Origin of the sequence: Microvirga roseola (assembly GCF_020866965.1) — a bacterium.
GTDB lineage: Bacteria > Pseudomonadota > Alphaproteobacteria > Rhizobiales > Beijerinckiaceae > Microvirga > Microvirga roseola.
The window spans coordinates 1-22,822 of sequence record NZ_JAJATX010000027.1 but is presented as its reverse complement, the minus strand read 5'-3'; the positions used below and the strand labels follow the sequence as shown (position 1 = coordinate 22,822).

Sequence of the window (22,822 nt, the reverse complement as noted above, 5' to 3'; positions counted from 1 at the left end):
AAACCGGCAATGCGTCGCCCGTCAAAAACGCTGGGCGGAGAACAGGCTCAGATCGATCTGACTGGGCCTTTCATCGATCAGATCGGCCACCAATTGCGAGGTGATCGCAGCCTGCGTCAGACCGTGATGACCATGGCCGAAGGCATAGACTATGCGGCGGTCTTTCCCCGCCGGCCCGATCACGGGCAGGGAGTCCGGAATGGAGGGGCGAAAGCCCATCCAGCGTTTTGCCGGCTGGTCGGCATCGAAATGCGGAAGGAAGCGCTTCAGGCGCGCAATCATGGCGGAGGTCCGCTCGTGGTTCGGCGCGGCCTTGATCCCCCCGAACTCTACGGCGCCGCCGATCCGGTCGCCCGTGTCGAGCGGCGTGGTGACGAAACCCTCCCCCTCGAACATGATCGGACGGTTGAGACCGAGCGAGTCCTTCGGATAGGTGGCATTGTAGCCACGCTCCGTATCGAGCGGGATCCGGTCGCCGAGCGTCCTGGCAAGCGCCCGCGACCATATCCCGGCCGCTACAACAACCCTGTCGGACACCACCTCTCCTGAGGCACCGTCCGCCCGGACGTGAATGGTCTCCTCTTTCGCTTTCAGGGCAACCACACGCCCCTGGATCACCTCCGCGCCCCGCTCCCGCGCGAGCCTCATCAGATCGGCGGCAAGATCAGCCGGATCCGAAACGTGACAGGCGTCCGGGTAGAGCAAACCCATCTCGACGTTCCGCAGCGCCGGTTCCAGTCTAGCCACATCCTCAGGTTCCAGGACCTCCGCAACGATGCCGAAGCTGCGCTGCTGGTCGATGATGTCGCCTGCATGGAGAAAGGCGCTGTGGCTTCTCCATACCGAGAGGATCCCGTTCTCCCGCAGCCGGTCGCGCAATCCCAGGGACGAGAGACGTTTCTGCCAGGCCGGGAGAGCCTCGGCGTTGATCGAGCGGATCGCGGCGATGCTCGTTTTGATGCGCGCCGGGGAGGATGCCAGCACGAAACGGATCAGCCACGGCGCGAGAGCCGGCAGATAGGTGGGCCTGATGGTGAGAGGTCCCAGAGGATCCATCAGCCATTGCGGAAGGTTCCGCCAGACCTTCGGAGAGGCAAGCGGCATGATGTCGGTGTGGGCAATCCAGCCTGCATTGCCGTTGGTCGGGCGGGCCTGATCATCGCCCGGATCGACGAGCGTGACCTTATGTCCCCTGTCGAGGAGCGCGTGGGCGGTGGCGAGGCCGACGATTCCCGCACCGACAATCGTGATCCGCATGATATCTTCCGTTGAGGATCGGCGGCGCTGCCGCCGTCTGGCCGAGCTAGGATTTGCCGTCGACGACCTGGAAGCCTTTCGCAAAGGGATCCCTGTCGTCGATGGCGATCGTGTTGAAGCCCGTCACCCGAGCCCACCCCTCAATGGAGGGAATGATGGCGTCACGGTCTCCGACCTTCGCCCGCCCCTCGATGCGACCGACGAACTTGGAGCCGATGATGCTCTCATGGACGAAGGCGTCGCCTTCCTTGAGCTCGTTGCGGGCCGCAAGATGCGCCATGCGCGCCGAAGTCCCGGTCCCGCACGGCGAACGGTCGATGGCCTTGTCGCCATAGAACACGGCGTTGCGTGCGCTGCCGCCCTCTGTCTGTGGTTTTCCGGTCCACAGGACATGGGTCAGGCGGTCGATGGCGGGGTTTTCAGGATGCGCGATCTGATAGCGCGCATTGAAGGCGTCCCTCAGCTTCGGGCTCCAGCGCAGGATATCCGACGGATTGACGGCCGAGAGGTCGGAATACAGTTCCTGCGGTCCAACGATGGCATAGAAATTGCCGCCATAGGCGACATCCACCACCAGGTGTCCAAGCCCCTCGACTTCGACCTCGTAACCGGTCCCATAGAGGAAGGACGGGATATTGGTGATGCGGACGCTCTCGATGAAGGGACCGTTCTGCTCATAACGCGCCTCGACGACACCAGCCGGGGTGTCGAGACGCAGGAGCCCGGGCGTTCTCGGGTGGATCAGTCCGTTCTCAAGGGCGATGGTCACCGTGCCGATGGTCCCGTGGCCGCACATGGGAAGGCAGCCCGAGGTTTCGATGAAGAGAATGCCCACGTCGCAATCGGGCCGCGTCGGCGGGTAGAGGATGGATCCGGACATCATGTCGTGCCCGCGGGGCTCGAACATCAGGCCGGTGCGGATCCAGTCGTATTCCGCCAGGAAGTGCTGGCGGCGGTCGAACATGGTCTCCCCCTTCAACTGAGGGATGCTGCCGCCGGAGACCACGCGGACCGGGTTCCCGCAAGTATGGCCGTCGATGCAAAAAAATGTATGGCGCGCCATGGCTTTACTCACCGCTCTGGAATGTCGTGTTTCGCTTGCTCTCGCCCGCTCACGCGGCAGGTTTCAAACCGACCTCGGGAAGCTTCGGGCGATTCTTGAGCGCCTTGTCCATGATCGTCTCGACCTCTGCGCGCTCCTCTGCGCCCAGAGGCAGGCGCGGAGGACGGGTCAGCGCCGAGCCACGGCCCATGATGTGCTCGCAGAGCTTGATGCACTGTACGAGATCGGGGCGGGCGTCGAGGTGCAGGAGCGGCATGAACCATTCATAGAGGGCACGCGCCTCCTCATAACGCCCTGCCCTGGCGAGGCGGAACAGGGTTTCGCCTTCCTGCGGAAAGGCATTCGACATGCCGGAAATCCATCCGACGGCCCCGAGCATCACGCTCTCGACGACCACATCATCGAGACCGGCGAAGAGGACGAAGCGGTCGCCGACCATGTTCTTCGTGTCGATGAAGCGGCGGGTATCCCCGGATGAATCCTTGAAGCAGACGATGTTCTCGCAATCGGCCAGGGACGCGAGAATGGCCGGGGTCACATCGTTCTTGTAGATGGGCGGGTTGTTGTAGACCATGATGGGCAGGTCCGTCGCCTTGGCGACCCCGCGGAAGTGCTCTGCCGTCTCGTGCGGCTTCGAGGAATAGACCAGCGCAGGCATGACCATGACGCCGTCGAGGCCGACGCGCTCGGCCTCCTTGGCGACCTCGGATGCGAAGACGGTGGTGAACTCGGCGACACCCGCAATCACAGGCACCCTGCCCCGCGCGACATCCTTGGCGGCTTCCATGACCGCCACCTTTTCCGAGCGGCTGAGCGACGTGTTCTCGCCCACCGTGCCGCAGACGATCAGGCCAGAGACGCCGTCCCGGATGAGGTTGTCCAAGACGCGGGCTGTGGCCTCGATATCCAAGTCGTAGTTCGGCTTGAACTGCGTGGTAACCGCGGGAAAGACGCCTTCCCAGCCAATCTTCTTCGCCATCGTCGTATTCTCCTGCGGCAGGCATTGAGCTTTCGTATTGTAGATTGTATAAAATCGACCCTGTCAAGCCGCCTTACCCAGCGCCAACCAGCCCTGTCCCCTCACCTTTTCCAATGATCATGATGACGGCCAAGCCAGCCCAAAGACCCGCTCAGAAATCGCTGCAGCACCGGACGATCTCCGCCGCCGTGGCGGACGACCTTCGCCGCCGGATCGTGGACGGGGAGTTCAAGGCTGGGTTCCAGCTCCGGCAGGACGCTCTCGCGGCCCAGTTCGGAGTCAGCCGAATTCCGGTTCGGGAGGCGCTGATGCAGCTGGAGGCGGAAGGCCTCGTCAAGATCCTCCCCCACCGCGGAGCCATCGTGTCCGAGCTGTCGACCGAGGAGGTCCAGGAACTGTTCGATCTGAGGGCCCTGCTGGAACCGCGCCTCCTCGAAGCGTCAGCTCCCAACCTCACGCCGGCCGACTACGACCAACTCAACCGGATCCTACAGGAATACAGTGCGGAGCTCCGGGCAAATCACATCCGGCGCTGGGGCGAGCTGAATACCGAGTTCCACATGCTGCTCTACCGCCATGCCGCTCAGCCGCGCTCCCTCGCCATCGTGGCGAACCTTCTTCAGGAGTGCGACAGGCACACCCGCCTCCAGCTTTCACTGACGGACGGCATGGAACGAGCCGAGACCGAACATGCGGAAATCCTGCACCTGTGCGCAGCCGGAAAAGTTCCTGCCGCCTGCGCGCTACTCAAGACGCATATCGAGGATGTCGGCAAGTCGCTCCGCAAGTACCTCGAGGAGCACCAGGACCTCGCGACGAACAGACAGCCGCAGTAACGCTGCTCCCAGCCCCCGCCGGGGTTGCCGCCCGAAGCCCGTCGAGAGTGAAACGGCCGGCGGCGAGTATGGATGTCCATCCGGACATCCTTCTAAAGCGCCAGAACGGGAAGTGAACCAAACCAACCGGCACCGATTGTCTGACTAGCTGGGCTTTGGAGGCGTAGCCTCGCCGTCCAGCGCATCATGGAACAAGAGGGCCCAATGACATTGCACCACTCCAGCATAACGGATGCCGCAATCGGCCGGATCGAGGCGGCGGAGTGGCTCGACGGCCCTGCCTTCACGCTGGCAAACGCGGTCGCCCTGCCCCAGCGCCTCGCCGGGACACCGGGAAAAAGAGTTCGCAACGCACTGCACGGCACATGGTTCGGCCACCCCGTGCACCCGATGCTCGTCACGGTTCCCATCGGGACATGGACCCTAGCCCTTGGTCTCGACACGCTCGAGGCGTTAGGAGCAAAAAACGGCCGCGATTACGGCCGGGCGGCCGATATCGCCATCCAGACGGGAGCTGCGGGCGCAGTTGCGGCAGCAGCGGCCGGCCTGGCGGACTGGCAGCAGACCCATGGTCGTTCCCGGCGGGTCGGCCTCGCCCATGCGCTGGTCAACAGCACAGCGCTGGGCCTTCAGCTCGCCTCCATCGCCCTCCGCCGACGGGGACGCCGCAGAGAAGGACGTCTTGCGACCGCCGCGGCCTGGGGCGTGATGTTCGCGGGAGCATATCTGGGCGGCCACCTCGTCTACCGCCGCCGCCAGGGTGTCGATCAGGCCGACCGCAGCGTCGAGCCGCGCGATTTCGAACCCGTCCTGTCCAATGCCGAACTCATCGAGGGGCGGCCCCGGCGGGTCGAGGTCTGGGATGCGGTGGAACAGGCGAAGATTCCCGTCGTCCTCGTGCGGTACCGTGGGCGCATTTTCGCCATGGGAGCGCGCTGCTCGCATATGGGCGGTCCCCTGGATGAGGGCTGGCTTCTGAAAGGCGGCCTCGTCTGCCCTTGGCACGGCTCCCGCTACGACCTCGAGACGGGTCAGCCGTTGGATGGTCCATCGACATGTTCGCAGCCCCGCTACGATGTGCGCCTGCGTGCGGGGATGATCGAGATCAAACGACAGCAGGAGCCTGGCGCCGAAGCGGTGACGCCTGACGACATCGAGCAGGCGGCGCGGACGAAAGACGCAGCAGAGGAGAATTCGGCCGCCCTCGGCCGCAAGGCCGACGAAGTGCTCTTCGAGCATCACGAGTTGCTGCGCCGCCTGTTTCGCCGGATCGAAGACATGCAGCCGGACGATCCGCAGCGCAGGGATCTGATGCGGACGCTCGCATCCGAACTCGAGATCCATGAGCACATCGAGGATGAGATCTTCTATCCAGCGGTCCGCCCGGTCAGCGAGGACGTTTCAATCGCCTATGCGGAGCATCAGCAACTGGCGGATTTGCTGGCCGCGACCCTGAAGCTTCCGACCTCCAGCCCTGAATTCGACGAATACCTCCGGGCCCTGCACGAGGCGGTGGATCACCATGCCTCTTCCGAGGAGAGCTCGATGTTCATCGAGGCCCAGCGCCTGGGCGAGCGCCGCCTGCGCGAACTCGGCCATGCGCTCGAGCTGATGCTCGAGGAGCAACGGACCTCCCGCTTCCAGCGCGCCTTCCGTGAGCTGAAGATCAGTCTGCTTGCCGAGGTAGGAAGGGAAACCTGATGACCCCAGCCGGTTCTCGTGAGCGCAACGCCGGAACTCCTCCGTAAGAACTTCCGTTACCCCATAGCTCATCAGTCACAATCGAGGAGCCTATGGGAAAACCAGCAGCTGCGACTGATACCCGGCTTGTTACGGCCAGCATTGCCGACACGCTCGCCATGTTCGCCGAGGTTGCGCTTCCCACGCTGGGTAAGGGCATCATCATCCGCCGGCCCATGATCGTGGCCCTGGCCGAGGCCCTTGGCCTCGACTCCCGCGCCGTCAAGCGGATGCAGCGGCTCCGGGCAAAGTACGGAGCCGGCCCGTTGGTGTTTCCCGTCCCTGGACGCAGGCAGGCGGTCATTCTGAACCCGGATCATGTGCATCGGGTGCTCACCGGAACGCCGGAACCGTTCACGCCTGCCACGAAGGAGAAAAATTCCGTCCTCGGACACTTCGAGCCGGACGTTTCGCTGATATCCCCACTTCCCGAGAGGAGAAACAGACGCCGGTTCAATGGCGAGGTGCTGGAGGAAGGGTGTCCCGTGCACTCGAAGGCCGATGCCTTCATGCCCGTTGTGCAGGAGGAAGCCGAGACGCTGCTTGCGCGCAGTCGTGGAGAGATCGCCTGGGAGCACTTCGCCACTGCATGGCACAAGATTGTCCGGCGCGTCGTGCTTGGCGACGCGGCGCGGGACGACCACGAACTGACCGACATGCTCGCCAAGCTCCGCGCGGTGAGCAACTGGGCGTTCCTCCATCCCGGACGCGAGGATCTCGCAGTCCAGTTCCACAAGCGCTTGAACCAGCACCTCGCCCGAGCGGAGCCCGGCAGCCTTGCCGCTCGCATTGCACAGATACCGAAGGACGAGGAGACCTCGCCGTCCGATCAAGTTGCGCATTATCTGTTCGCCTTCGATCCCGGCGGGATGGCGTCATTCCGGACGATGGCGCTGCTCGCCACTCATCCCGACGCCCGCATGCGCGCGCAGGCAGAGATCGATGCCGCAGGCCAGGAAGGGCGCAAGAACCTGCCTCTCGTCCGGGCGTGCTTTCTGGACAGCCTGCGCCTGTGGCCGACAACGCCCGCCATCTTTCGCGAGACGACGGAGGATGTCGAATGGGATGGCGGCACTGTGCCGAAGAACACCCATATCCTGATCTTCACGCCCTTCTTCCACCGGGACGACGAGCGCCTTTACTACGCCCACAGGTTCAACCCGGACCTATGGCTGCAGAATGAGCCCGGTAACGGTTGGCCGCTTGTCCCGTTCAGCGGCGGGCCCGGCATCTGTCCGGCACGGGACTTCGTCCCAATGATGGGCAGCGCCATGATCGCAGCGCTTATGAGCGCACGCGAGATCGTGCTGAAGAACCCGCCCCTCGATCCAGGCAAGCCCCTGCCAGGCACGCTCGACAATTATTCCCTCACATTCGAAGTCAAACCTCGGGAAGTCCCGTAAGCATCGCGTGGCAGATTGAACCAACAAAATGGACACGGCCGATGAAGCGATGTTTGGAGAACGAGGCCTGCGGCATTGGTTCTAACCTGCGTCCGGGTCGAACCTGCGAGGGCAGTCGAATTGTTTGGGACGGCGAATGCGGCAAGCTGAAAAGGAGTGGCGCGCCCTAGGGGAGTCGAACCCCTCTTTTCTGCGTGAAAGGCAGATGTCCTAACCGATAGACGAAGGGCGCGCGATGCTTCGGGGAGGTGCCGCCGAAGTGGGCGGACATATAGATGGGTTCGCTCCCCACCGCAAGCACCTGGATGGGATTATTCCGGCCTTGCGACATCCATGATCCGGACTTCGACCTTCTCATTCCCGCCCCAGCGGTCGATCGAGAGGGTTCCGGCAATGTGAACCGGGTTGCCGATGGCCTGGGACAGCGCCTGGCCCAGCGGTTGGCCAGCGGCGCGGAAGGCGATTCCCCCGATGAAGCTGCCATCGCCACCGCGAAGCTTCACACGCATATGGCCACCGCTTCCCACCTCCCGCGCCTCGAGAACCCGGTGCTGGGGAAAGACGAAGACAGGCTCGGGCTGGCCGGAGCCGAAGGGGCCCGCCCGCTCCAGCGCAGCCACCAAGCTCGGCTGCGCCCCTCCGGCCGTCAGCGTCGAATCGATGGCGAAATGATCGTTGAGGCGCACCCGCGCCACGGGGTCGTCCAGTCTCTCGGTGATAAAGCCGAGAAAGCGCTCCAGATCCGCGGCTTGGATAGTGACGCCGGCGGCCATGGTATGGCCGCCGCCCTTGATCGCGAGACCCGCCTCGACCGCAGCGCGTACGGCGTGCCCGAGATCGACACCCGGCACAGTCCGGCCGGAGCCCGTTGCCGTGCCGTCGGGGTTGAGGGTGAAGGCGAAGGCCGGGCGGCGGAAGCGCTCCTTTGTGCGGGCGGAAATCAGGCCGACGACGCCCGGGTGCCACTCCGCCGAAGCCGTCACGAGCACAGGAAGGTCCGGCGTCCGCTCCAGCGCCAGCATGGCCTGGGCCTCCGCCTCGGCAACGGCAGCGACTTCGATGGCCTGGCGCTCACGGTTGAGGCGGTCGAGTTCGGCCGCGAGCTGCCCGGCTTGGTACGGGTCCTCGGTCAGCAGCAGTTTCGAACCGAGGGCCGCGTCGCCGATACGTCCGCCCGCATTGATGCGGGGCCCCACGAGATAGCCGAGATGCCAGCATTCAGGCGCCCCGGCGAGGCCCGCGGTGTCGAGCAGAGAGGCGAGCCCCACCCGGCGGCGGCTGCGCATGATGATCAGGCCCTGGCGCACGAAGGCGCGGTTGAGGCCGATGAGCGGCACCACGTCAGCAACCGTCGCCAGTGCCACGAGATCGAGGCTCCCGATGAGATCGGGCTCGGGCCTGCCCTGGAAGAAGCCACATGACCGCAGGACGCGGTTCAGCGCCACGAGGGTCAGGAACACCACGCCGGCGGCGCAGAGATGACCGAGGCCCGACAGATCGTCCTGCCGGTTCGGGTTCACGATGGCGAGCGCCTCCGGCAGTTGCTCCGGTGCTTGGTGGTGATCGAGGACGACAGGATCAAGACCGAGGCGTTTGGCCTCCGCCAGAGGTTCGATGCTCGCCGTGCCGCAATCGACCGTCACAAGAAGGTTCGCGCCCTGCTCCTTCAGGGCGCGGATGGCGTCCACATTGGGTCCATAGCCCTCCGTGATCCGATCCGGGATGTGGATGGCGTATTCGACGCCGCAGGAGCCCAGGTACTCAGCCAGGAGCGAAGCGCTGCAGGCGCCGTCCACGTCGTAATCGCCGAAGATCGCGACTTTCTCCTTGCAGATCACCGCATCGGCGAGACGGGAGGCGGCAGCCTCCATATCGGTGAGCACGTGGGGATCGGGCATCAGGTCCCGCAGGCGCGGGTTGAGGAAGCCTTCCGTCTCATGGATGCCCACGCCCCTCCCCGCCAGCACCCGGGAAAGGACATCGGGAAGGCCATGCGTCTGCGCAATGGCGAGCGCAATCGTGCTCTGGCTGGCGTCGCAACGTTCGACCCAGGTGCGCCCGAGGGCGGAATGACTGACGCCCAGGAACGGCTTGGGCAGGAGAAGAGGAGATGATTCGGTCACGGCGGGAGTATTACCCGCGAATTGTGGTCAAAACACCCGGCGATATTGGATGAAGCCGGACCGGGAGGCGACCTTGTCGTAAAGAGCCTGGGCAGCGGTATTGGTCTCATGCGTCAGCCAATAGACGCGGCTTGCCCCATGGGCCTGCGCCCGCTCATAGACCGCCTCGATGAGAGCCCGCCCAACGCCGCGATGGCGCGCCTGGGCTGAGGTGAACAGGTCCTGGAGATAGCAATAGTCGCCGGTGGTCCAGGTGGAGCGGTGATAGATGTAATGGACGATGCCGACGACCCGCCCGTCCAGAACGGCTGCAAGGCCATGCATGGGCTCGGCAGGATCAAGGAGGCGTCCCCAGGTGGCCTGTGTGACCTCGGCGGGCAATGACGACTTGTAGAAGGTCAGGTAGCCCTGCCAGAGCGGCTCCCAGGCATCCCGGTCCTCGGGCTGGAATGGACGGATTTTGATCATGTAGGTTCTTGTCCTGCTTTTCTCTCGTCCCTAGCCGCGGCCGGCCGCCCGTATTTATCCACCTCTTAAACGTGGATGGCCGGGACGAGCCCGGCCATGACGGTAATAGTGTTTTGAACAAAAGCTAGTCCAGGTGGAACTTGGACAGTTCCCGGTGTTCTCCGTAGATTCGGCGCACCGTGCCGGTGGCGGAGCGATAGACCACCGTCTCGGTCGTGATCACGTCCTTGCCGAAATTGACGCCCTTGAGGAGCGCGCCGTCGGTCACGCCGGTCGCCGCCACGATCACGTCGCCGCGGGCGAGATCGGTCATGTCGTACTTCTTGTTGGGATCGGTCACGCCCATCTGGAAGGCGCGGGAGCGCTTCTCCTCAGTGTCGAGGATCAAGCGGGCCTGCATCTGGCCGCCGATGCAGCGTAGCGCACCTGCCGCCAGAACGCCCTCAGGCGCGGCGCCAATGCCGAGATAGATGTCGATGCCGGTTTCCTCGGGCTTCGTCGTGAAGATCACGCCTGCCACGTCGCCATCACTGATGAGACGGATGCCCGCGCCGGTCTTGCGGATGGCGGCGATCAGGTCCGCATGGCGCGGACGGTCGAGCACGAGAGCCGTGATCTCGTTGGGCTTTACGCCCTTCGCCTTGGCAAGATTGTGGATATTCTCCTCAGGAGACGCATCGAGATCGACGACGCCCGCGGGATAGCCGGGGCCGACCGCGATCTTGTGCATGTAGACGTCCGGGGCGGCGAGCAGGGTCCCCGCCTCGGCCATGGCCATGACGGCGATGGAGCCCGGCATGTCCTTGGCGCAGAGGGTCGTGCCCTCGAGCGGGTCGACGGCGATATCCACCTTCGGCCCCTGCTTGTTGCCGACCCTCTCGCCGATGAAGAGCATCGGAGCCTCGTCGCGCTCGCCCTCGCCGATCACGACGGTGCCGTCGATGGGCAGCTTGTTGAGCTCGCGGCGCATGGCATCCACCGCCGCCTGATCCGCAGCCTTCTCGTTGCCGCGGCCGCGCAGCCGGGCGGAAGCGACCGCAGCGCGCTCGGTGACGCGGACGAGTTCCAGGGTCAGAATTCGCTCGATGATTTGGCCCGGTTGGACGGTAATGCCTAGCGACATGGACGTGTCGTCTCCCTTTTGAGGTATTCGGCGAGCCTTCGGCTCGATCTGGTCAGCGACTATTCGCGTTCGATACGAATGACTTGGGGCGGCTCGGCAATAAGGCCATCCCCTGAGATCTTGTCCAGAGCCGAGCGGATCGATGCCTCCGTCGCGGCGTAGGTGATGAGGACGAGCGGAACGGGCGCGCCGGAGCGGCCGTGCGGGTCCTTGGTGGCGGCCAGCTCAGAGCGCTTCTGGAGGATGCTCTCCAGGGAGATGTCGCCCTCGGCCATGCGCGTCGCCACGCCTGCCGCAACGCCCGGCCGGTCGTGGACGGTGAGGCGGATGTAGTAGCCGCCCTCATGGCGCTGCATGGGCGCGCGGGGAGCCGTTTCTAGCTGGTCGACCGGACGGCCGAACAGGGGCTGCGCCTTGCCCGAGGCGACATCCGCAATGTCCGCCACCACGGCCGAGGCAGTGGCGTCGCCCCCTGCCCCCGGACCGATCAGGGTCAGCTCCTTCACGGCGTCCGCATCGATGGTCACCGCATTCGTGACGCCCAACACCTGGGCGATGGCGGAGGAGACAGGCACCATGGTCGGGTGGACGCGCTGTTCGATGCCAGTCTGGGTGCGCTCGGCAACGCCCAGCAGCTTGATCCGGAAGCCGAGCTCCCGGGCCATGGCGAGGTCGAGGGGCGTGATCGAGGAGATGCCCTCGACATAGATCGCCTCAGCGTCGATTTCGGTCCCGAAGGCGATGCTGGTCAGGATCGCGAGCTTGTGGGCCGTGTCATAGCCTTCGACGTCGAAGGTCGGATCGGCCTCCGCATAGCCGAGGCGCTGCGCGTCCTTCAGGCATTCCTGGAAGGTCAGCCCTTCCAGCTCCATGCGGGAGAGGATGTAATTGCAGGTGCCGTTGAGAATGCCGTAGAGGCGCGAGACGGTATTTCCCGGCAGGGCCTCGCGCAGGGTCTTGATGACCGGGATCCCGCCTGCGACGGAGGCCTCGAAGGCCAGCGAAACGCCCTTCTCCTCGGCAAGCCGCGCGAGTGAAAGGCCATGCCGCGCCAGCAGGGCCTTGTTGGCCGTGACCACATGCTTGCCGAGCGACAGAGCGGTTTCGACCGTGTCGCGGGCCGCGCCATCGGCCCCGCCCACCAGCTCGACGACGCAATCGACATCAGCCGAGCTGGCCAGTTCCACGGGATTCTCGAACCACGTCACCCGGGAAACGTCGATTCCGCGGTCCTTTGACCGGCTGCGGGCCGATACGGCGACAACTTGGATGGGCCGCCCGCCCCGCTGGGCGACGGCCTCGCTCTGACGCTCGAGAATTCGGACGACCGATGCGCCGACCGTACCGAGGCCGGCGATACCGACCCGAAGAGGACGTGTCACGGACAACAGCTCCCTGAAAAACGCGTTGCTCTTTACGACTGCGCGTGTCCGATGTCCATGCGGCCACGCCGATCCGGCCCTGAAGGCCTGCCTCGCAGTCGGACGCGATATCAGCCCCTACGCGCCATCGGCACCACGTTGTGGAGCGTCTGATCCGCGTTGTCGAAGAACTTGCGGATGTTGCGCGCGGCCTGCCGGATGCGCTGCTCGTTTTCCACAAGGGCGATGCGCACATAGTCGTCGCCGTGCTCCCCGAAGCCGATACCCGGGGCGACAGCCACATCGGCCTTCTCGACCAGGAGCTTCGAGAATTCGAGGCTGCCCATGGCCCGGAATTTTTCGGGGATCTGGACCCAGGCGAACATGGAGGCGGTAGGCGCCGGAATCGGCCATCCGGCCTTCTCGAAGGCGTCGATCATCACGTCCCGGCGGCGCTTGTAGGTGGCCCGCATCTCGCGGATGCAATCGTCCGGGCCGTTCAGGGCGGCGGTGGCCGCCACCTGGACCGGCGTGAAGGCGCCGTAATCGAGGTAGGACTTCACCCGGGCGAGCGCCGCAAGCAGGCGCTCATTGCCGACGGCGAATCCGATGCGCCAGCCCGCCATCGAGAAGGTCTTGGACATGGAGGTGAACTCCACCGCCACGTCGATCGCACCCGGGACCTGGAGAATCGAAGGCGGCGGGTTCTTCTCGTCGAAATAGACTTCCGAATAGGCAAGGTCGGACAGGAGGATCAGCTCGTGCTTCTTCGCAAAGACCACGAGGTCCCGGTAGAAGTCGAGGGAGGCCACATAGGCCGTCGGGTTCGAGGGGTAGCAGACGACGAGGGCCACCGGCTTGGGGATCGAGTGCGCTACGGCCCGTTCGGCGGCGACGAAGAAGTCGGGCGTCGGCTCCGCAGGGACCGAGCGGATCACGCCGCCCGCCATCAGGAAGCCGAAGGCGTGAATCGGATAGCTGGGATTGGGCACGAGAACCACGTCGCCCGGCTCGGTAATGGCCTGCGCCATGTTGGCGAAGCCTTCCTTGGAGCCCAAGGTCGCCACCACCTGCGTGTCCGGATTGAGCTTCACGCCGAACCGGCGCTCGTAATAGCCCGCCTGCGCACGCCGGAGACCGGAAATGCCCTTGGAGGCCGAATAGCGGTCGGTGCGGGGTTTCCCGACGGTCTCGACCAGCTTGTCGATGACATGCTGCGGAGCCTGGAGATCCGGGTTGCCCATGCCCAGATCGATGATGTCGGCCCCATTCGCGCGGGCAGCGGCCTTGATGCGGTTGACCTGCTCGAAGACGTAAGGAGGAAGACGCTTTATCCGGTAGAAATCGGTCATGAAATGGTCCTCGAGGGAAGGCTCAACACCCTCGCTACAGATTCTATTGGGTTTTCTTGGAATTCGACTTCTTGACCGGGAGCTTTACCGGCTCCGGCGGCGGCGTACCGCCGAGTTCCGCCGCTGCCGCTCCCCGCGCTTCGTTCCGTTCGCGAAGGGCATCGAGTTCGGCCTCGGCCGCCTTGATCTCGTCCGCCGTGCGGGCCGGGGTCGGACGGTCCGGCTGGGTCGTGCCGACAGGCAGATACTCGAGGGATTGGGGCCGGGAACCGGCGACGAACTCAGGGGTTTCCGCCATCTTCGGGCCTGCGCCCACGGCGGTGAACAGATCCCGGGTGGGATTGGCGTTGCCCGAGCACGCGGCAAGGCCGGCCCCGGCCAGGATCGCAAGCGCCATGGCGGCGGTGCGGGATATCAACGAAGGCGTAATACGCATTTTGGTATCCAGTAATGGTAACATGACTCTGGCACGGACGACGGCTCGAACGCTAGGATGTCGAAAATACGGCTTCTGAGCAATGCCGCCGGTACGTAGGGAGAGCGCCTTATGGACAAGCCTTACGGAGAAGAAAAGGACCGATCCTCGGCGCCCGACTTCGAGGAACTGTCGCGGAACGTGGCACGGCTGATCGAGGGCGCAAGCCAGGCGACGGCGGCCTATCTCAAGCCCTTGCAGGAGCAGCAGATTCCGCCGGGCCTGTCCAATGATGCGGCGGAGATCGTCAAATCCCTTGGCCGCGTGGCCGAAACCTGGATGAAAGACCCCCAGAAGAGCTTCGAGGCCCAAAGCCGCCTCGGAACGGATTTCATCCATCTCTGGTCGTCCACCCTGATGCGGGCGCAGGGGCAGGCGACCGAACCCGTGGCGAAGCCGGAGCCCAAGGACAACCGCTTTCAGGACCCGGAATGGTCGGAGAACCTGGTCTTCGACTTCATCAAGCAGGCCTATCTGATCACAACACGCTGGGCGGGATGGCTGGTGGAGAACGCGGAGGGGCTCGACGAGCGGACCCGGCACAAGGCGGAATTCTACCTCAAGCAGCTTTCCAGCGCCCTCTCGCCCTCGAATTTCCTGATGACCAATCCCGAACTCATCCGGGAGACCATGAAGGAGAACGGCGCTAATCTTGTACGCGGCATGGCGATGCTGGCCGAGGACATCCAGGCTGGCGGCGGTGAATTGAAGATCCGACAGACGGACCCGGGCAACTTCCAGATCGGGGTGAACATCGCCACGACGCCGGGCAAGGTTATCTTCCGTAACGAACTGATGGAGCTGATCCAGTACGCGCCGACCACGGAACAGGTTCTCAAGCGCCCGCTCCTCATCGTGCCGCCCTGGATCAACAAGTTCTATATCCTCGATCTCAACCCCGAGAAGAGCTTCATCCGCTGGGCGGTCTCGCAGGGGCTGACCGTGTTCTGCATCTCCTGGGTCAATCCGGACGCGCAGCATGCGGAGAAGGGATTCGAGCATTACATGCGCGAGGGCATCTTCGCCGCCCTCGACGCCATCGAGGAAGCGACGGGCGAGAAGAAGGTCACCGCCATCGGCTATTGCGTCGGCGGCACCCTGCTCGCCGTGACGCTCGCCTACATGGCGGCCAAGCGCGACAAGCGGATCGAAAGCGCCACCTTCTTCACGGCCCAGGTCGACTTCACCCATGCGGGCGACCTGAAGGTCTTCGCGGACGAGGAGCAGATCCGCACCGTAGAAGCCAGCATGAAGAAGCGCGGCTATCTCGAAGGCCGCAATATGGCGAACGCGTTCAACATGCTACGCCCGAACGACCTCATCTGGTCCAACGTGGTCAATGTCTACATGAAGGGCCGCAAGCCCCTGCCGTTCGACCTGCTCTACTGGAATTCCGATTCCACGCGCATGCCCGCGGCGAACCACGCCTTCTACCTGCGCAACTGCTATCTCCAGAACAAACTGGCCAAGGGGGAGATGGAGGTCGGCGGCGTAAGGCTCGACCTGTCGAAGATCAAGGTTCCAATCTTCAATCTCGCGACCAAGGAAGACCACATCGCCCCTGCCCGCTCCGTCTTCGTCGGATCCAAGCTCTTCGGCGGGCCGGTGGAGTACGTGCTCGCCGGGTCCGGCCACATCGCCGGGGTCGTCAATGCGCCGGCGAAGCCCAAGTACCAGCACTGGACCGGCGGACCGGTTGAGGGCGGGTTGGAGGAGTGGATGAGCAAGGCGACGGAGACGCCAGGCTCCTGGTGGCCCTACTGGTTCTCGTGGACCAAGGAGCAGGCGCCGAAGATGGTGCCGGCTCGCGAGCCCGGAGGCGGCAAGCTCGAGCCGCTCTGCGACGCGCCGGGCACTTACGTGCTGGCGAAGTCCTAAGTCTTCGCCCACAACCAAGTCTCAAAGAAAAAGGCCGGCATTGCGCCGGCCTTTCTGTTCGTAGCCTTTTGAAGAGGCTTAGTACTTCGTGACGATCGGCGCCGGAGCGATGGGCTTCGGGGTGTCCCAGCGATAGCGCAGGGCGACCGAGATGATGTCCGTGCTGGCGTCGACATCGGCCAGGAAGGGCAGACCCTCCTCGTAGTCCTCGTGGCCTTCGACGATGCGGATATCCGTCTCCTTCGTGAAGATGTGCGTGTAGGCGATATCGAACGACAGCCTCTCGTTCCACTGGTAGCCCGCGCCGATCGAAGCCCAGATGCGGTCGTTGTCGGGCAGACGGGTCGAACGGACCTGCGTGTCGATGGGGGACTGCTCGTAGGCGAGACCTGCGCGCAGGACCCACTGGTTGTTCAGGCGGTAATCGAGACCGGCCGAGTAGAAGTAGCCATCATCATAGTTGAGCGGCAGATCGCGAACCGGCACGCCACCGGGGCCACGGACGATCGGAGTCTTGAGAACGCTCCAATTGGTCCATTCGAAGCCCAGATGCATGGTCATGGCGGGCGAGATCACCTGGGACAGGCCGATCGTGACCTGATCCGGCGTGGTGAGGTCGGCGGTGATCGGGACAGTCCGAGAAACCGGAACGCCGCCGACGCCTGCCGGGATCAGGAAGTTGCCTTCCAGTTCCTGGTCGATGGCCGAACGGTAGCCGATACCGAGGGTCGTGCCGGCGAAGGGCGTGAGGGTCACGCCGGCCGTGAAGCCGAAGCCGTAAGAATCACCCTCGATGATCGCGCTGGGAGCGCCCGGCAGCGGGCCGGTGGCGCTCTTCAGGCTGATGTCGAAATACTGGAGCGACGGACCGACACCGACCGAGAGCCACTCGTTCACCTTCACGCCCAGAATCGGGTTCACGTTGATCGAGAAGATGCTGGACGAGCGCGAATAGACCTGGCCGGCCCAGTTCTGACGCGGATCCGTCACCAGGCCGAAAGGCGCGGTGGTGGCGAGACCGACCCAGAACATATCGTTGATCTGATAAGAGTTGTAGCTGGTCGGGACAATGGCGTCCTGTCCGATGTCACCGGAGCCGCCGAGAGCGCGGGTCGGGGTCGGAGCAATCGGGTCGATCTCGACCCGCGGAACGATGAGGGAGAGATGCCCTTCGCTCTGCCAGCCCGGATTCATCGTGATCGTCGCCGGGTTCCAGAACATGGAGGACAGGAGACCCGAGCCGGAGGCTGCACCGGCGAAGGAGTAGCCCTGCGCCGTGGCGCTCTGCTCACGGATGGCGAATCCGCCAGCCTGGGCGCCGCCCTGAGCGGCGATGAGAGCTGCAAACGAAACGGCAGCCAATGTCAAAGACTTGTTGAAACGGCTCATGGAAGCTTCCTGCCCTTTGAAATCATTCATTCTGCACGGGCGAATCCCGGCTTGGACCACACTGTGCCAATGCTTGAATCTAGCGGCAATCGGTTAATGAGTTTTCCTGGGATGGCCGAGCGAATGCTAATGAAGACTTATTTTATTGCTGGAAGTCTTGCCTTTATTCGGCAAACATTTCGCGACTCGCACCTATTCTGAATCGTTCATATGTAAACGAACGTATTCGCACATTGATACGCTGCCGATGCGATCCTGTTTCGGATTCGAGAGCGGTGCGCTTTCTGCGGCCTCGTGGCAAAACCGCAACATATTTGCGTCCAAAAAGTGCATTGTAGAACCGCCAAACCGCGTCAGATTAGTGACTGACGTAACGAGAGGAGCGCTTGATGAAGCTGGTGAGATTTGGGGCTGCCGACCAGGAGAAACCTGGAATGATCGATGCCGGCGGGCAGATCCGTGACCTGTCGGGGATCGTTCCCGATATTACCGGGGCGACCCTGTCGCCCGACACCATGGCCCAGCTCAGGGCCGTCGATCCGAGCACCCTTCCCGCGGCTCCCGCGGGCGAGCGCCTCGGCGCCTGTGTCGGGCAGGTCCGCAACTTCATCGCCATCGGCCTGAACTATGCGGATCACGCCGCCGAGACCGGCGCGCCCATTCCCGCCGAGCCGATCATCTTCAACAAGGCCCCCTCCTGCATCGTGGGCCCCAATGACGACGTGATCATCCCCCGCGGCTCCCAGAAGACCGACTGGGAAGTGGAGCTCGCCATCGTCATCGGCGACCGCGCATCCTATGTCGGGGCGAACGAGGCGCTGGATTTCGTGGCGGGCTACTGCGTCTGCAACGATGTCTCCGAGCGCGAATACCAGCTCGAGCGCGGCGGCACCTGGACCAAGGGCAAAGGCTGCCCGACCTTCGGCCCTCTCGGCCCCTGGCTCGTGACCAGAGACGAAATTCCGGATCCGCAGAATCTCTCTATGTGGCTCGACGTGAACGGCGAACGGATGCAGACCGGATCGACCAAGACGATGATCTTCAACGTCGCGAAGATCGTCTCGTACGTCTCCCACTTCATGATCCTGGAGCCCGGCGACGTGATCACGACCGGCACCCCGCCCGGTGTCGGCATGGGCATGAAGCCGCCGCGCTTCCTCAAATCCGGCGACGTGGTAAGCCTCGGCATCGAAGGACTTGGCGAGCAGCGCCAGCGCTTCGTTGCCTTCGAGGACAACCCGCCGGACACCAGCCACAGCCGCAAGGGACAGTAGGCGTCACCCCTCACGCCGGTCGCGGGATATCGCGGCCGGCGCTCCTCGGCATCTATGACTGGCGCTCAGAAACCCACCGGCGGCGCATAGAAACAGCGTATGTGATCCTGGTTGGGAAACAGGCAGGCATGATAGCGGCGGTCGGCGGAGGGCTTGACCTTTGCGAAGGGCACCAGGTGGCGCACCGTCCTTTTCACCATCGTGTGCTCTCCCGGCCGGAGGATGACGAGATAGCCTTTGGGAGTCACTTTGACGGATTGCGTCGGGATTGGCTGGCAGTCCCTGCCATTGCAACAATAGGGATCATACCAAGAATGGGCAAAGGCCTGCACCGGCCCGAGGAAAACAGCCCACGCAACAGCGCACGCACGGGTCCATCTCATTGGCTTCTCCGCATCCCAATCATGCCGCAGAACGGATCAGTCAGCGACCGGCATGTCGGCGGTCGACGAAGCCCCAGCTCAGAGAGCTAAAGCCCGAAGGCGGATTCGGGTTCATGCGAACGACGCAAAATCCCGCCAGGCTTAGGACAGGCCGAGCGGGTTTTTGTTTTTGGGACAGAAGTTTTGAGGGATCTCGCCTCAGGAGACGCCGATGCTAGATCAGCCCTAGCATGAGCTGAAGGTTCTGCACGGCGGCGCCGGATGCGCCCTTGCCGAGATTGTCCAGGCGCGCCACCAGCACGGTGTGGGAATAGCTGTCGTGCTTGAAGACGCGAAGCTCCATCCGGTCCGTATCGTTCAACGCCTCGGGCTCGATACGTTCGATCTTCTTGCCCTCGGAGATTGTCGGCACGACGCTGACGAGACCACCCTCCCCGTACCACTGCATCAGTGCCGCTTCGATCTCTGTCGCCTTCGGCTTGCCGGGAAGCATGTCGAGGTGGAGCGGAATGCTCACCAGCATGCCTTGCCGGAAATTGCCCACGGAGGGAATGAAGATCGGACGACGGGTGAGGCCCGTATATTTCTGCAGCTCCGGCACGTGCTTGTGCTCGAAGCCGAGCCCGTAGAGCTCGAAGGCGGGCGCAGTGCCAGCCTCATAAGCCTCGATCATGGAGCGCCCGCCGCCGCTGTAGCCGCTGACGGCGTTCACGCTGATCGGGTAGTCGGCAGGAACGATGCCTGCATCGACCAGCGGGCGGATGAGGGCGATGGCGCCAGTCGGGTAGCAGCCGGGATTCGCGACCCGGTCCGCTGCCTCGATTGCGCTCCGTTGCGCGGAGTCCAGCTCGGCAAAGCCGTAGACCCAGCCGGGGCTCACCCGGTGCGCCGTGCTGGCGTCCAGGATCTTGGGCTTCTTGCCACTCAAAGACTCGACGAGGCTTACGGTCTCCCGAGCAGCGTCATCATGGAGGCAGAGCACCACGAGATCGACGTCTGCCAGGATCTCCCGCTTGGCGTCCGGGTCTTTGCGCCGCTCGGGGTCGATGCTGTGGATCGAAACGCCGGAAACATCCTTCAGGCGCTCCCGGATGCCGAGGCCTGTCGTGCCCGCCTCCCCGTCGATGAAGACAGTCTTCGTCCGCTGGCTGAGATCCGCTGAATTCTGGGTCATGGTCGTCATGGTCGATCCGTTTTCGCCTGTGGCCGCCTTCGCTTGGGCAAAGCCGATAACCCCGATATGGTTTTTGGAAAATAAAAAAGCCGCGCATCGGCGCGGCTTGCGGTCAGGCTCAGACAGCCGTCATCGCACGCGCGCCGTGGCGGCGGTCATTCGGCGTCGGAGGATGAGCGGCCTGTTGGTCATGGGAACTTGTATGAGGTCGAAGCCCTGCCCTGTCAACAAGCTTGGGCTTCAGGATGCCCCCAGAACGAGGATGCACTCCAACCAAGCTCGAATCGAGCCGGGGAGCCGGTCCGGATCCATTGGAATGACAGGCTAGGTGCGGTCGAAGGCGTCCGGCTGCAACATCCCGGCCTTCAATAGATGCTGCAGCGCATATGCCACGGAGAGGGCATCGTCGAGCGCGTCATGCCCCTGCAGTGGAGGGTGCTCGACACCATAGTAGTCCGCAAGCTTGTTGCTGGGCGTCTTCGCTATGTCCTCTATCGACATCCCCGCCGCGATAACGAGCTTGACCGCGTTGTCGAACCGGTAGGCAGGGATGGACGGCTGAATGCCTGCGACATAGCAACTGATGGCGACCATATTCAGTTCGTCCTTGCCCCAGGACCAGAAACGGGTGCCGTCTGAGAAGCGGTCAACCCCGGCAAGGGCCTCCTGCAGCGGAACTCCCTCAGCTTGTATGGTTTCTTCGGTGATGCCGGTCAGTTTGGTGAAGAACGGGTCGATTGCATACGTGTTGCCAAATCGGTCTATCGGCTGAACGTAGGCCCTGTACGTATCCAAGAGAGGGAAATCATCCTCCAGCCCGAGCTTCACGGCGCCGATCTGGGCGATCACCGGATCGGGATCGTGAGCCGCGCACCAGAACCTGCTTTGCGAGCCCTGGACGCAGAGAAATTCGCAGTCGAATACGATGGCCGTCTTCATGATCGATACTCGCCCCCCTCTCCGCGTTCGCGGGATTGTCCCTCGCCGCCTTGTGGATTTGCAAGCGTAGCTCCTAAAGAAAAAGGGCGGCCCGAAAGCCGCCCTTTTCAAAATCTTTGACTGAATAAGCCTTAGCGCTTCGAGAACTGGAAGCTGCGGCGGGCCTTCTTCTTGCCGTACTTCTTGCGCTCGACGACGCGCGGATCGCGGGTCAGGAAGCCTTCCTTCTTGAGCGGACCGCGAAGCTCCGGCTCATAGTAGGTCAGCGCCTTGGCGACACCGTGACGGACCGCGCCGGCCTGGCCGGAAAGGCCGCCGCCGTGGACATTCACGACGATGTCGTACTGGCCGTCGCGCTGGGCGATCTGGAGCGGCTGCGCCAGGATCATGCGGAGCACGGGACGGGCGAAGTACACCTCGACCGGACGGTCGTTCACGAGGATCTTGCCCGAGCCGGGCTTGATCCACACACGGGCAACGGCGTCCTTGCGCTTGCCGGTCGCGTAGGCGCGGCCCTGCGCATCAAGCTTCTGGACATGCTTCGGGGCTTCCGGAGCGGCGGTCTGGGCGTTCTGGCCCAGATCGGCGAGAGACTGGAGGGTCGCCATGATTAGACTCTCACGTTCTTGCTGTTGAGGGCAGCCACGTCCAGCACCTCAGGCTGCTGAGCCGTATGCGGATGCTCGGCGCCACCGTAGACGCGGAGGTTGCCCATGATCTGGCGGAAGAGCGGGCCGCGAGGGAGCATGCGCTCCACGGCCTTCTCGACGACGCGCTCAGGAAAACGGCCATCGAGGATGTAGCGCGCAGTGCGCTCCTTGATGCCGCCCGGATAGCCAGTGTGATGATAGTACACCTTCTGCTCGCGCTTGCGGCCGGTGAACACCACCTTATCGGCGTTGATGACGATGACGTTGTCGCCGCAGTCGACGTGGGGCGTGTAGTTTGCCTTGTGCTTGCCACGCAGGCGCATGGCAACGACCGAAGCGAGGCGGCCTACAACGAGGCCCTTCGCGTCGATCACAACCCACTTCTTCTCGACCTCGGCGGGCTTCAGCGAAGTAGTAGTCATTGCGCTGTTTCCCGTATGGGCCTTTGAGGGCCCTGGTTCTGAAAACGACAAACCGCCGCGAGATGCGGCGGCGAGTGAGGGCTGTTTAGTGACTGAAAGGGCATAAGTCAACAAAGATTTGGCACGCCCTGAGACCGCCAAAACCCTTGCAACGCAGGGCTTTGAAGTTCGATGGTATCTTGATACCGCTATAGTGGTATCAAAACACCACATACAATTTGAGCCTTCACGGGAACAGGATTATGCTCACGTTTCGTCGATGAGCGCTGGTGTGGCATCATAAGAGGCATCCATGACCGATGAGCTGACCTTCTATACCAATCCCATGTCGCGTGGGCGGATCGTCCGCTGGATGCTGGAAGAACTCGGCCAGCCCTATCGCACGGAGGTTCTGGGCTTCGGTCCCGACATGAAGGCGTCCGGCTATCTGGCCATCAACCCCGTGGGCAAGGTGCCGGCGATCCGCCACGGAGACACGATTGTCACGGAGGCTGCTGGCCGGAGAGGATCTCGGGAATAGCCCGCCTTGCCCG

Annotated in this window: 20 protein-coding genes, 1 tRNA gene and 1 pseudogene; 6 read left to right on the top strand and 16 right to left on the bottom strand. The window is 63.6% G+C overall.

Annotated features, from left to right (window positions below; translation table 11 throughout):
• Nucleotides 1-21: 21 nt before the first annotated feature.
• Genes LG661_RS15360 through LG661_RS15350 form a run of 3 tightly spaced genes read right to left on the bottom strand, consistent with a single transcriptional unit; the run spans nucleotide 22 to nucleotide 3,299 of the window.
• Nucleotides 22-1,257, bottom strand: coding sequence for an NAD(P)/FAD-dependent oxidoreductase (locus LG661_RS15360; RefSeq protein ID WP_230532773.1), 1,236 nt, complete (start codon nucleotides 1,255-1,257; stop codon nucleotides 22-24).
• A 46-nt stretch (nucleotides 1,258-1,303) separates the two neighbouring features.
• Nucleotides 1,304-2,320 (bottom strand): 4-hydroxyproline epimerase, encoded by a 1,017-nt coding sequence (locus LG661_RS15355; RefSeq protein WP_230532772.1) that lies wholly within the window; start codon nucleotides 2,318-2,320, stop codon nucleotides 1,304-1,306.
• A gap of 49 nt (nucleotides 2,321-2,369) precedes the next feature.
• Nucleotides 2,370-3,299, bottom strand: coding sequence for a dihydrodipicolinate synthase family protein (locus LG661_RS15350; RefSeq protein ID WP_230532771.1), 930 nt, complete (start codon nucleotides 3,297-3,299; stop codon nucleotides 2,370-2,372).
• 122 nt (nucleotides 3,300-3,421) lie between these two features.
• On the opposite strand from LG661_RS15350, the gene LG661_RS15345 reads away from it, so the two are divergent.
• The 3 genes from LG661_RS15345 (at nucleotide 3,422) to LG661_RS15335 (ending at nucleotide 7,278) form a co-directional block, all read left to right on the top strand.
• Nucleotides 3,422-4,135 carry a GntR family transcriptional regulator gene (locus LG661_RS15345; RefSeq protein ID WP_230532770.1) on the top strand — a complete coding sequence of 238 codons (714 nt, stop codon included), beginning with the start codon at nucleotides 3,422-3,424 and terminating at the stop codon, nucleotides 4,133-4,135.
• Nucleotides 4,136-4,339: 204 nt separating this feature from the next.
• Nucleotides 4,340-5,836 carry a DUF2231 domain-containing protein gene (locus LG661_RS15340; RefSeq protein ID WP_230532769.1) on the top strand — a complete coding sequence of 499 codons (1,497 nt, stop codon included), beginning with the start codon at nucleotides 4,340-4,342 and terminating at the stop codon, nucleotides 5,834-5,836.
• Between the two features lie 92 nt (nucleotides 5,837-5,928).
• Nucleotides 5,929-7,278 carry a cytochrome P450 gene (locus LG661_RS15335; RefSeq protein WP_230532768.1) on the top strand — a complete coding sequence of 450 codons (1,350 nt, stop codon included), beginning with the start codon at nucleotides 5,929-5,931 and terminating at the stop codon, nucleotides 7,276-7,278.
• Between the two features lie 157 nt (nucleotides 7,279-7,435).
• Here LG661_RS15335 and LG661_RS15330 read toward each other — a convergent pair.
• The 7 genes from LG661_RS15330 to LG661_RS15300 form a co-directional block, all read right to left on the bottom strand.
• Nucleotides 7,436-7,510 (bottom strand) — tRNA-Glu (locus tag LG661_RS15330).
• 79 nt (nucleotides 7,511-7,589) lie between these two features.
• A complete protein-coding gene (gene recJ / locus LG661_RS15325) occupies nucleotides 7,590-9,401 on the bottom strand; it encodes a single-stranded-DNA-specific exonuclease RecJ (protein ID WP_230532767.1) in 1,812 nt (603 codons plus the stop codon).
• A 27-nt stretch (nucleotides 9,402-9,428) separates the two neighbouring features.
• Nucleotides 9,429-9,869: a GNAT family N-acetyltransferase gene (locus LG661_RS15320; RefSeq protein WP_230532766.1), complete on the bottom strand. Its 441-nt coding sequence runs from the start codon at nucleotides 9,867-9,869 to the stop codon at nucleotides 9,429-9,431.
• 124 nt (nucleotides 9,870-9,993) lie between these two features.
• The gene (gene glpX, locus LG661_RS15315; RefSeq protein ID WP_230532765.1) at nucleotides 9,994-10,992 is read right to left on the bottom strand and encodes a class II fructose-bisphosphatase; all 999 of its coding nucleotides are present in this window, start codon (nucleotides 10,990-10,992) and stop codon (nucleotides 9,994-9,996) included.
• Nucleotides 10,993-11,051: 59 nt separating this feature from the next.
• Entirely contained in the window at nucleotides 11,052-12,374 is a 1,323-nt protein-coding gene (locus tag LG661_RS15310) for a homoserine dehydrogenase (RefSeq protein ID WP_230532764.1), read from the bottom strand.
• A gap of 110 nt (nucleotides 12,375-12,484) precedes the next feature.
• Nucleotides 12,485-13,705, bottom strand: coding sequence for an LL-diaminopimelate aminotransferase (locus LG661_RS15305; RefSeq protein WP_230532763.1), 1,221 nt, complete (start codon nucleotides 13,703-13,705; stop codon nucleotides 12,485-12,487).
• A gap of 43 nt (nucleotides 13,706-13,748) precedes the next feature.
• A complete protein-coding gene (locus tag LG661_RS15300; protein WP_230532762.1) occupies nucleotides 13,749-14,141 on the bottom strand; it encodes a hypothetical protein in 393 nt (130 codons plus the stop codon).
• 111 nt (nucleotides 14,142-14,252) lie between these two features.
• On the opposite strand from LG661_RS15300, the gene LG661_RS15295 reads away from it, so the two are divergent.
• Complete coding sequence (locus tag LG661_RS15295) at nucleotides 14,253-16,058, top strand: PHA/PHB synthase family protein (RefSeq protein WP_230532761.1); 1,806 nt, start codon at nucleotides 14,253-14,255, stop codon at nucleotides 16,056-16,058.
• 78 nt (nucleotides 16,059-16,136) lie between these two features.
• On the opposite strand, the gene LG661_RS15290 is transcribed toward LG661_RS15295, so the two are convergent.
• Nucleotides 16,137-17,447 (bottom strand): OmpP1/FadL family transporter, encoded by a 1,311-nt coding sequence (locus LG661_RS15290; protein ID WP_230532760.1) that lies wholly within the window; start codon nucleotides 17,445-17,447, stop codon nucleotides 16,137-16,139.
• 389 nt (nucleotides 17,448-17,836) lie between these two features.
• On the opposite strand from LG661_RS15290, the gene LG661_RS15285 reads away from it, so the two are divergent.
• On the top strand, nucleotides 17,837-18,721 hold the full coding sequence (locus tag LG661_RS15285) for a fumarylacetoacetate hydrolase family protein (protein WP_230532759.1): 885 nt from the start codon (nucleotides 17,837-17,839) through the stop codon (nucleotides 18,719-18,721).
• A 65-nt stretch (nucleotides 18,722-18,786) separates the two neighbouring features.
• On the opposite strand, the gene LG661_RS25125 is transcribed toward LG661_RS15285, so the two are convergent.
• The 5 genes from LG661_RS25125 to rplM form a co-directional block, all read right to left on the bottom strand.
• Nucleotides 18,787-18,921, bottom strand: a complete 135-nt coding sequence (locus LG661_RS25125; RefSeq protein WP_268995469.1) for a hypothetical protein — start codon at nucleotides 18,919-18,921, stop codon at nucleotides 18,787-18,789.
• 397 nt (nucleotides 18,922-19,318) lie between these two features.
• On the bottom strand, nucleotides 19,319-20,287 hold the full coding sequence (argC, locus tag LG661_RS15280; RefSeq protein ID WP_407666723.1) for an N-acetyl-gamma-glutamyl-phosphate reductase: 969 nt from the start codon (nucleotides 20,285-20,287) through the stop codon (nucleotides 19,319-19,321).
• Nucleotides 20,288-20,602: 315 nt separating this feature from the next.
• Entirely contained in the window at nucleotides 20,603-21,217 is a 615-nt protein-coding gene (locus LG661_RS15275; protein ID WP_230532758.1) for a 3'-5' exonuclease, read from the bottom strand.
• 131 nt (nucleotides 21,218-21,348) lie between these two features.
• Nucleotides 21,349-21,825 (bottom strand): 30S ribosomal protein S9, encoded by a 477-nt coding sequence (rpsI, locus tag LG661_RS15270; RefSeq protein WP_230532757.1) that lies wholly within the window; start codon nucleotides 21,823-21,825, stop codon nucleotides 21,349-21,351.
• Nucleotides 21,826-21,827: 2 nt separating this feature from the next.
• Complete coding sequence (gene rplM, locus LG661_RS15265) at nucleotides 21,828-22,289, bottom strand: 50S ribosomal protein L13 (RefSeq protein ID WP_230532756.1); 462 nt, start codon at nucleotides 22,287-22,289, stop codon at nucleotides 21,828-21,830.
• A 292-nt stretch (nucleotides 22,290-22,581) separates the two neighbouring features.
• On the opposite strand from rplM, the pseudogene LG661_RS15260 reads away from it, so the two are divergent.
• A pseudogene (locus LG661_RS15260) lies at nucleotides 22,582-22,779 on the top strand (glutathione S-transferase N-terminal domain-containing protein); the annotation flags it as partial.
• Nucleotides 22,780-22,822: the final 43 nt, after the last annotated feature.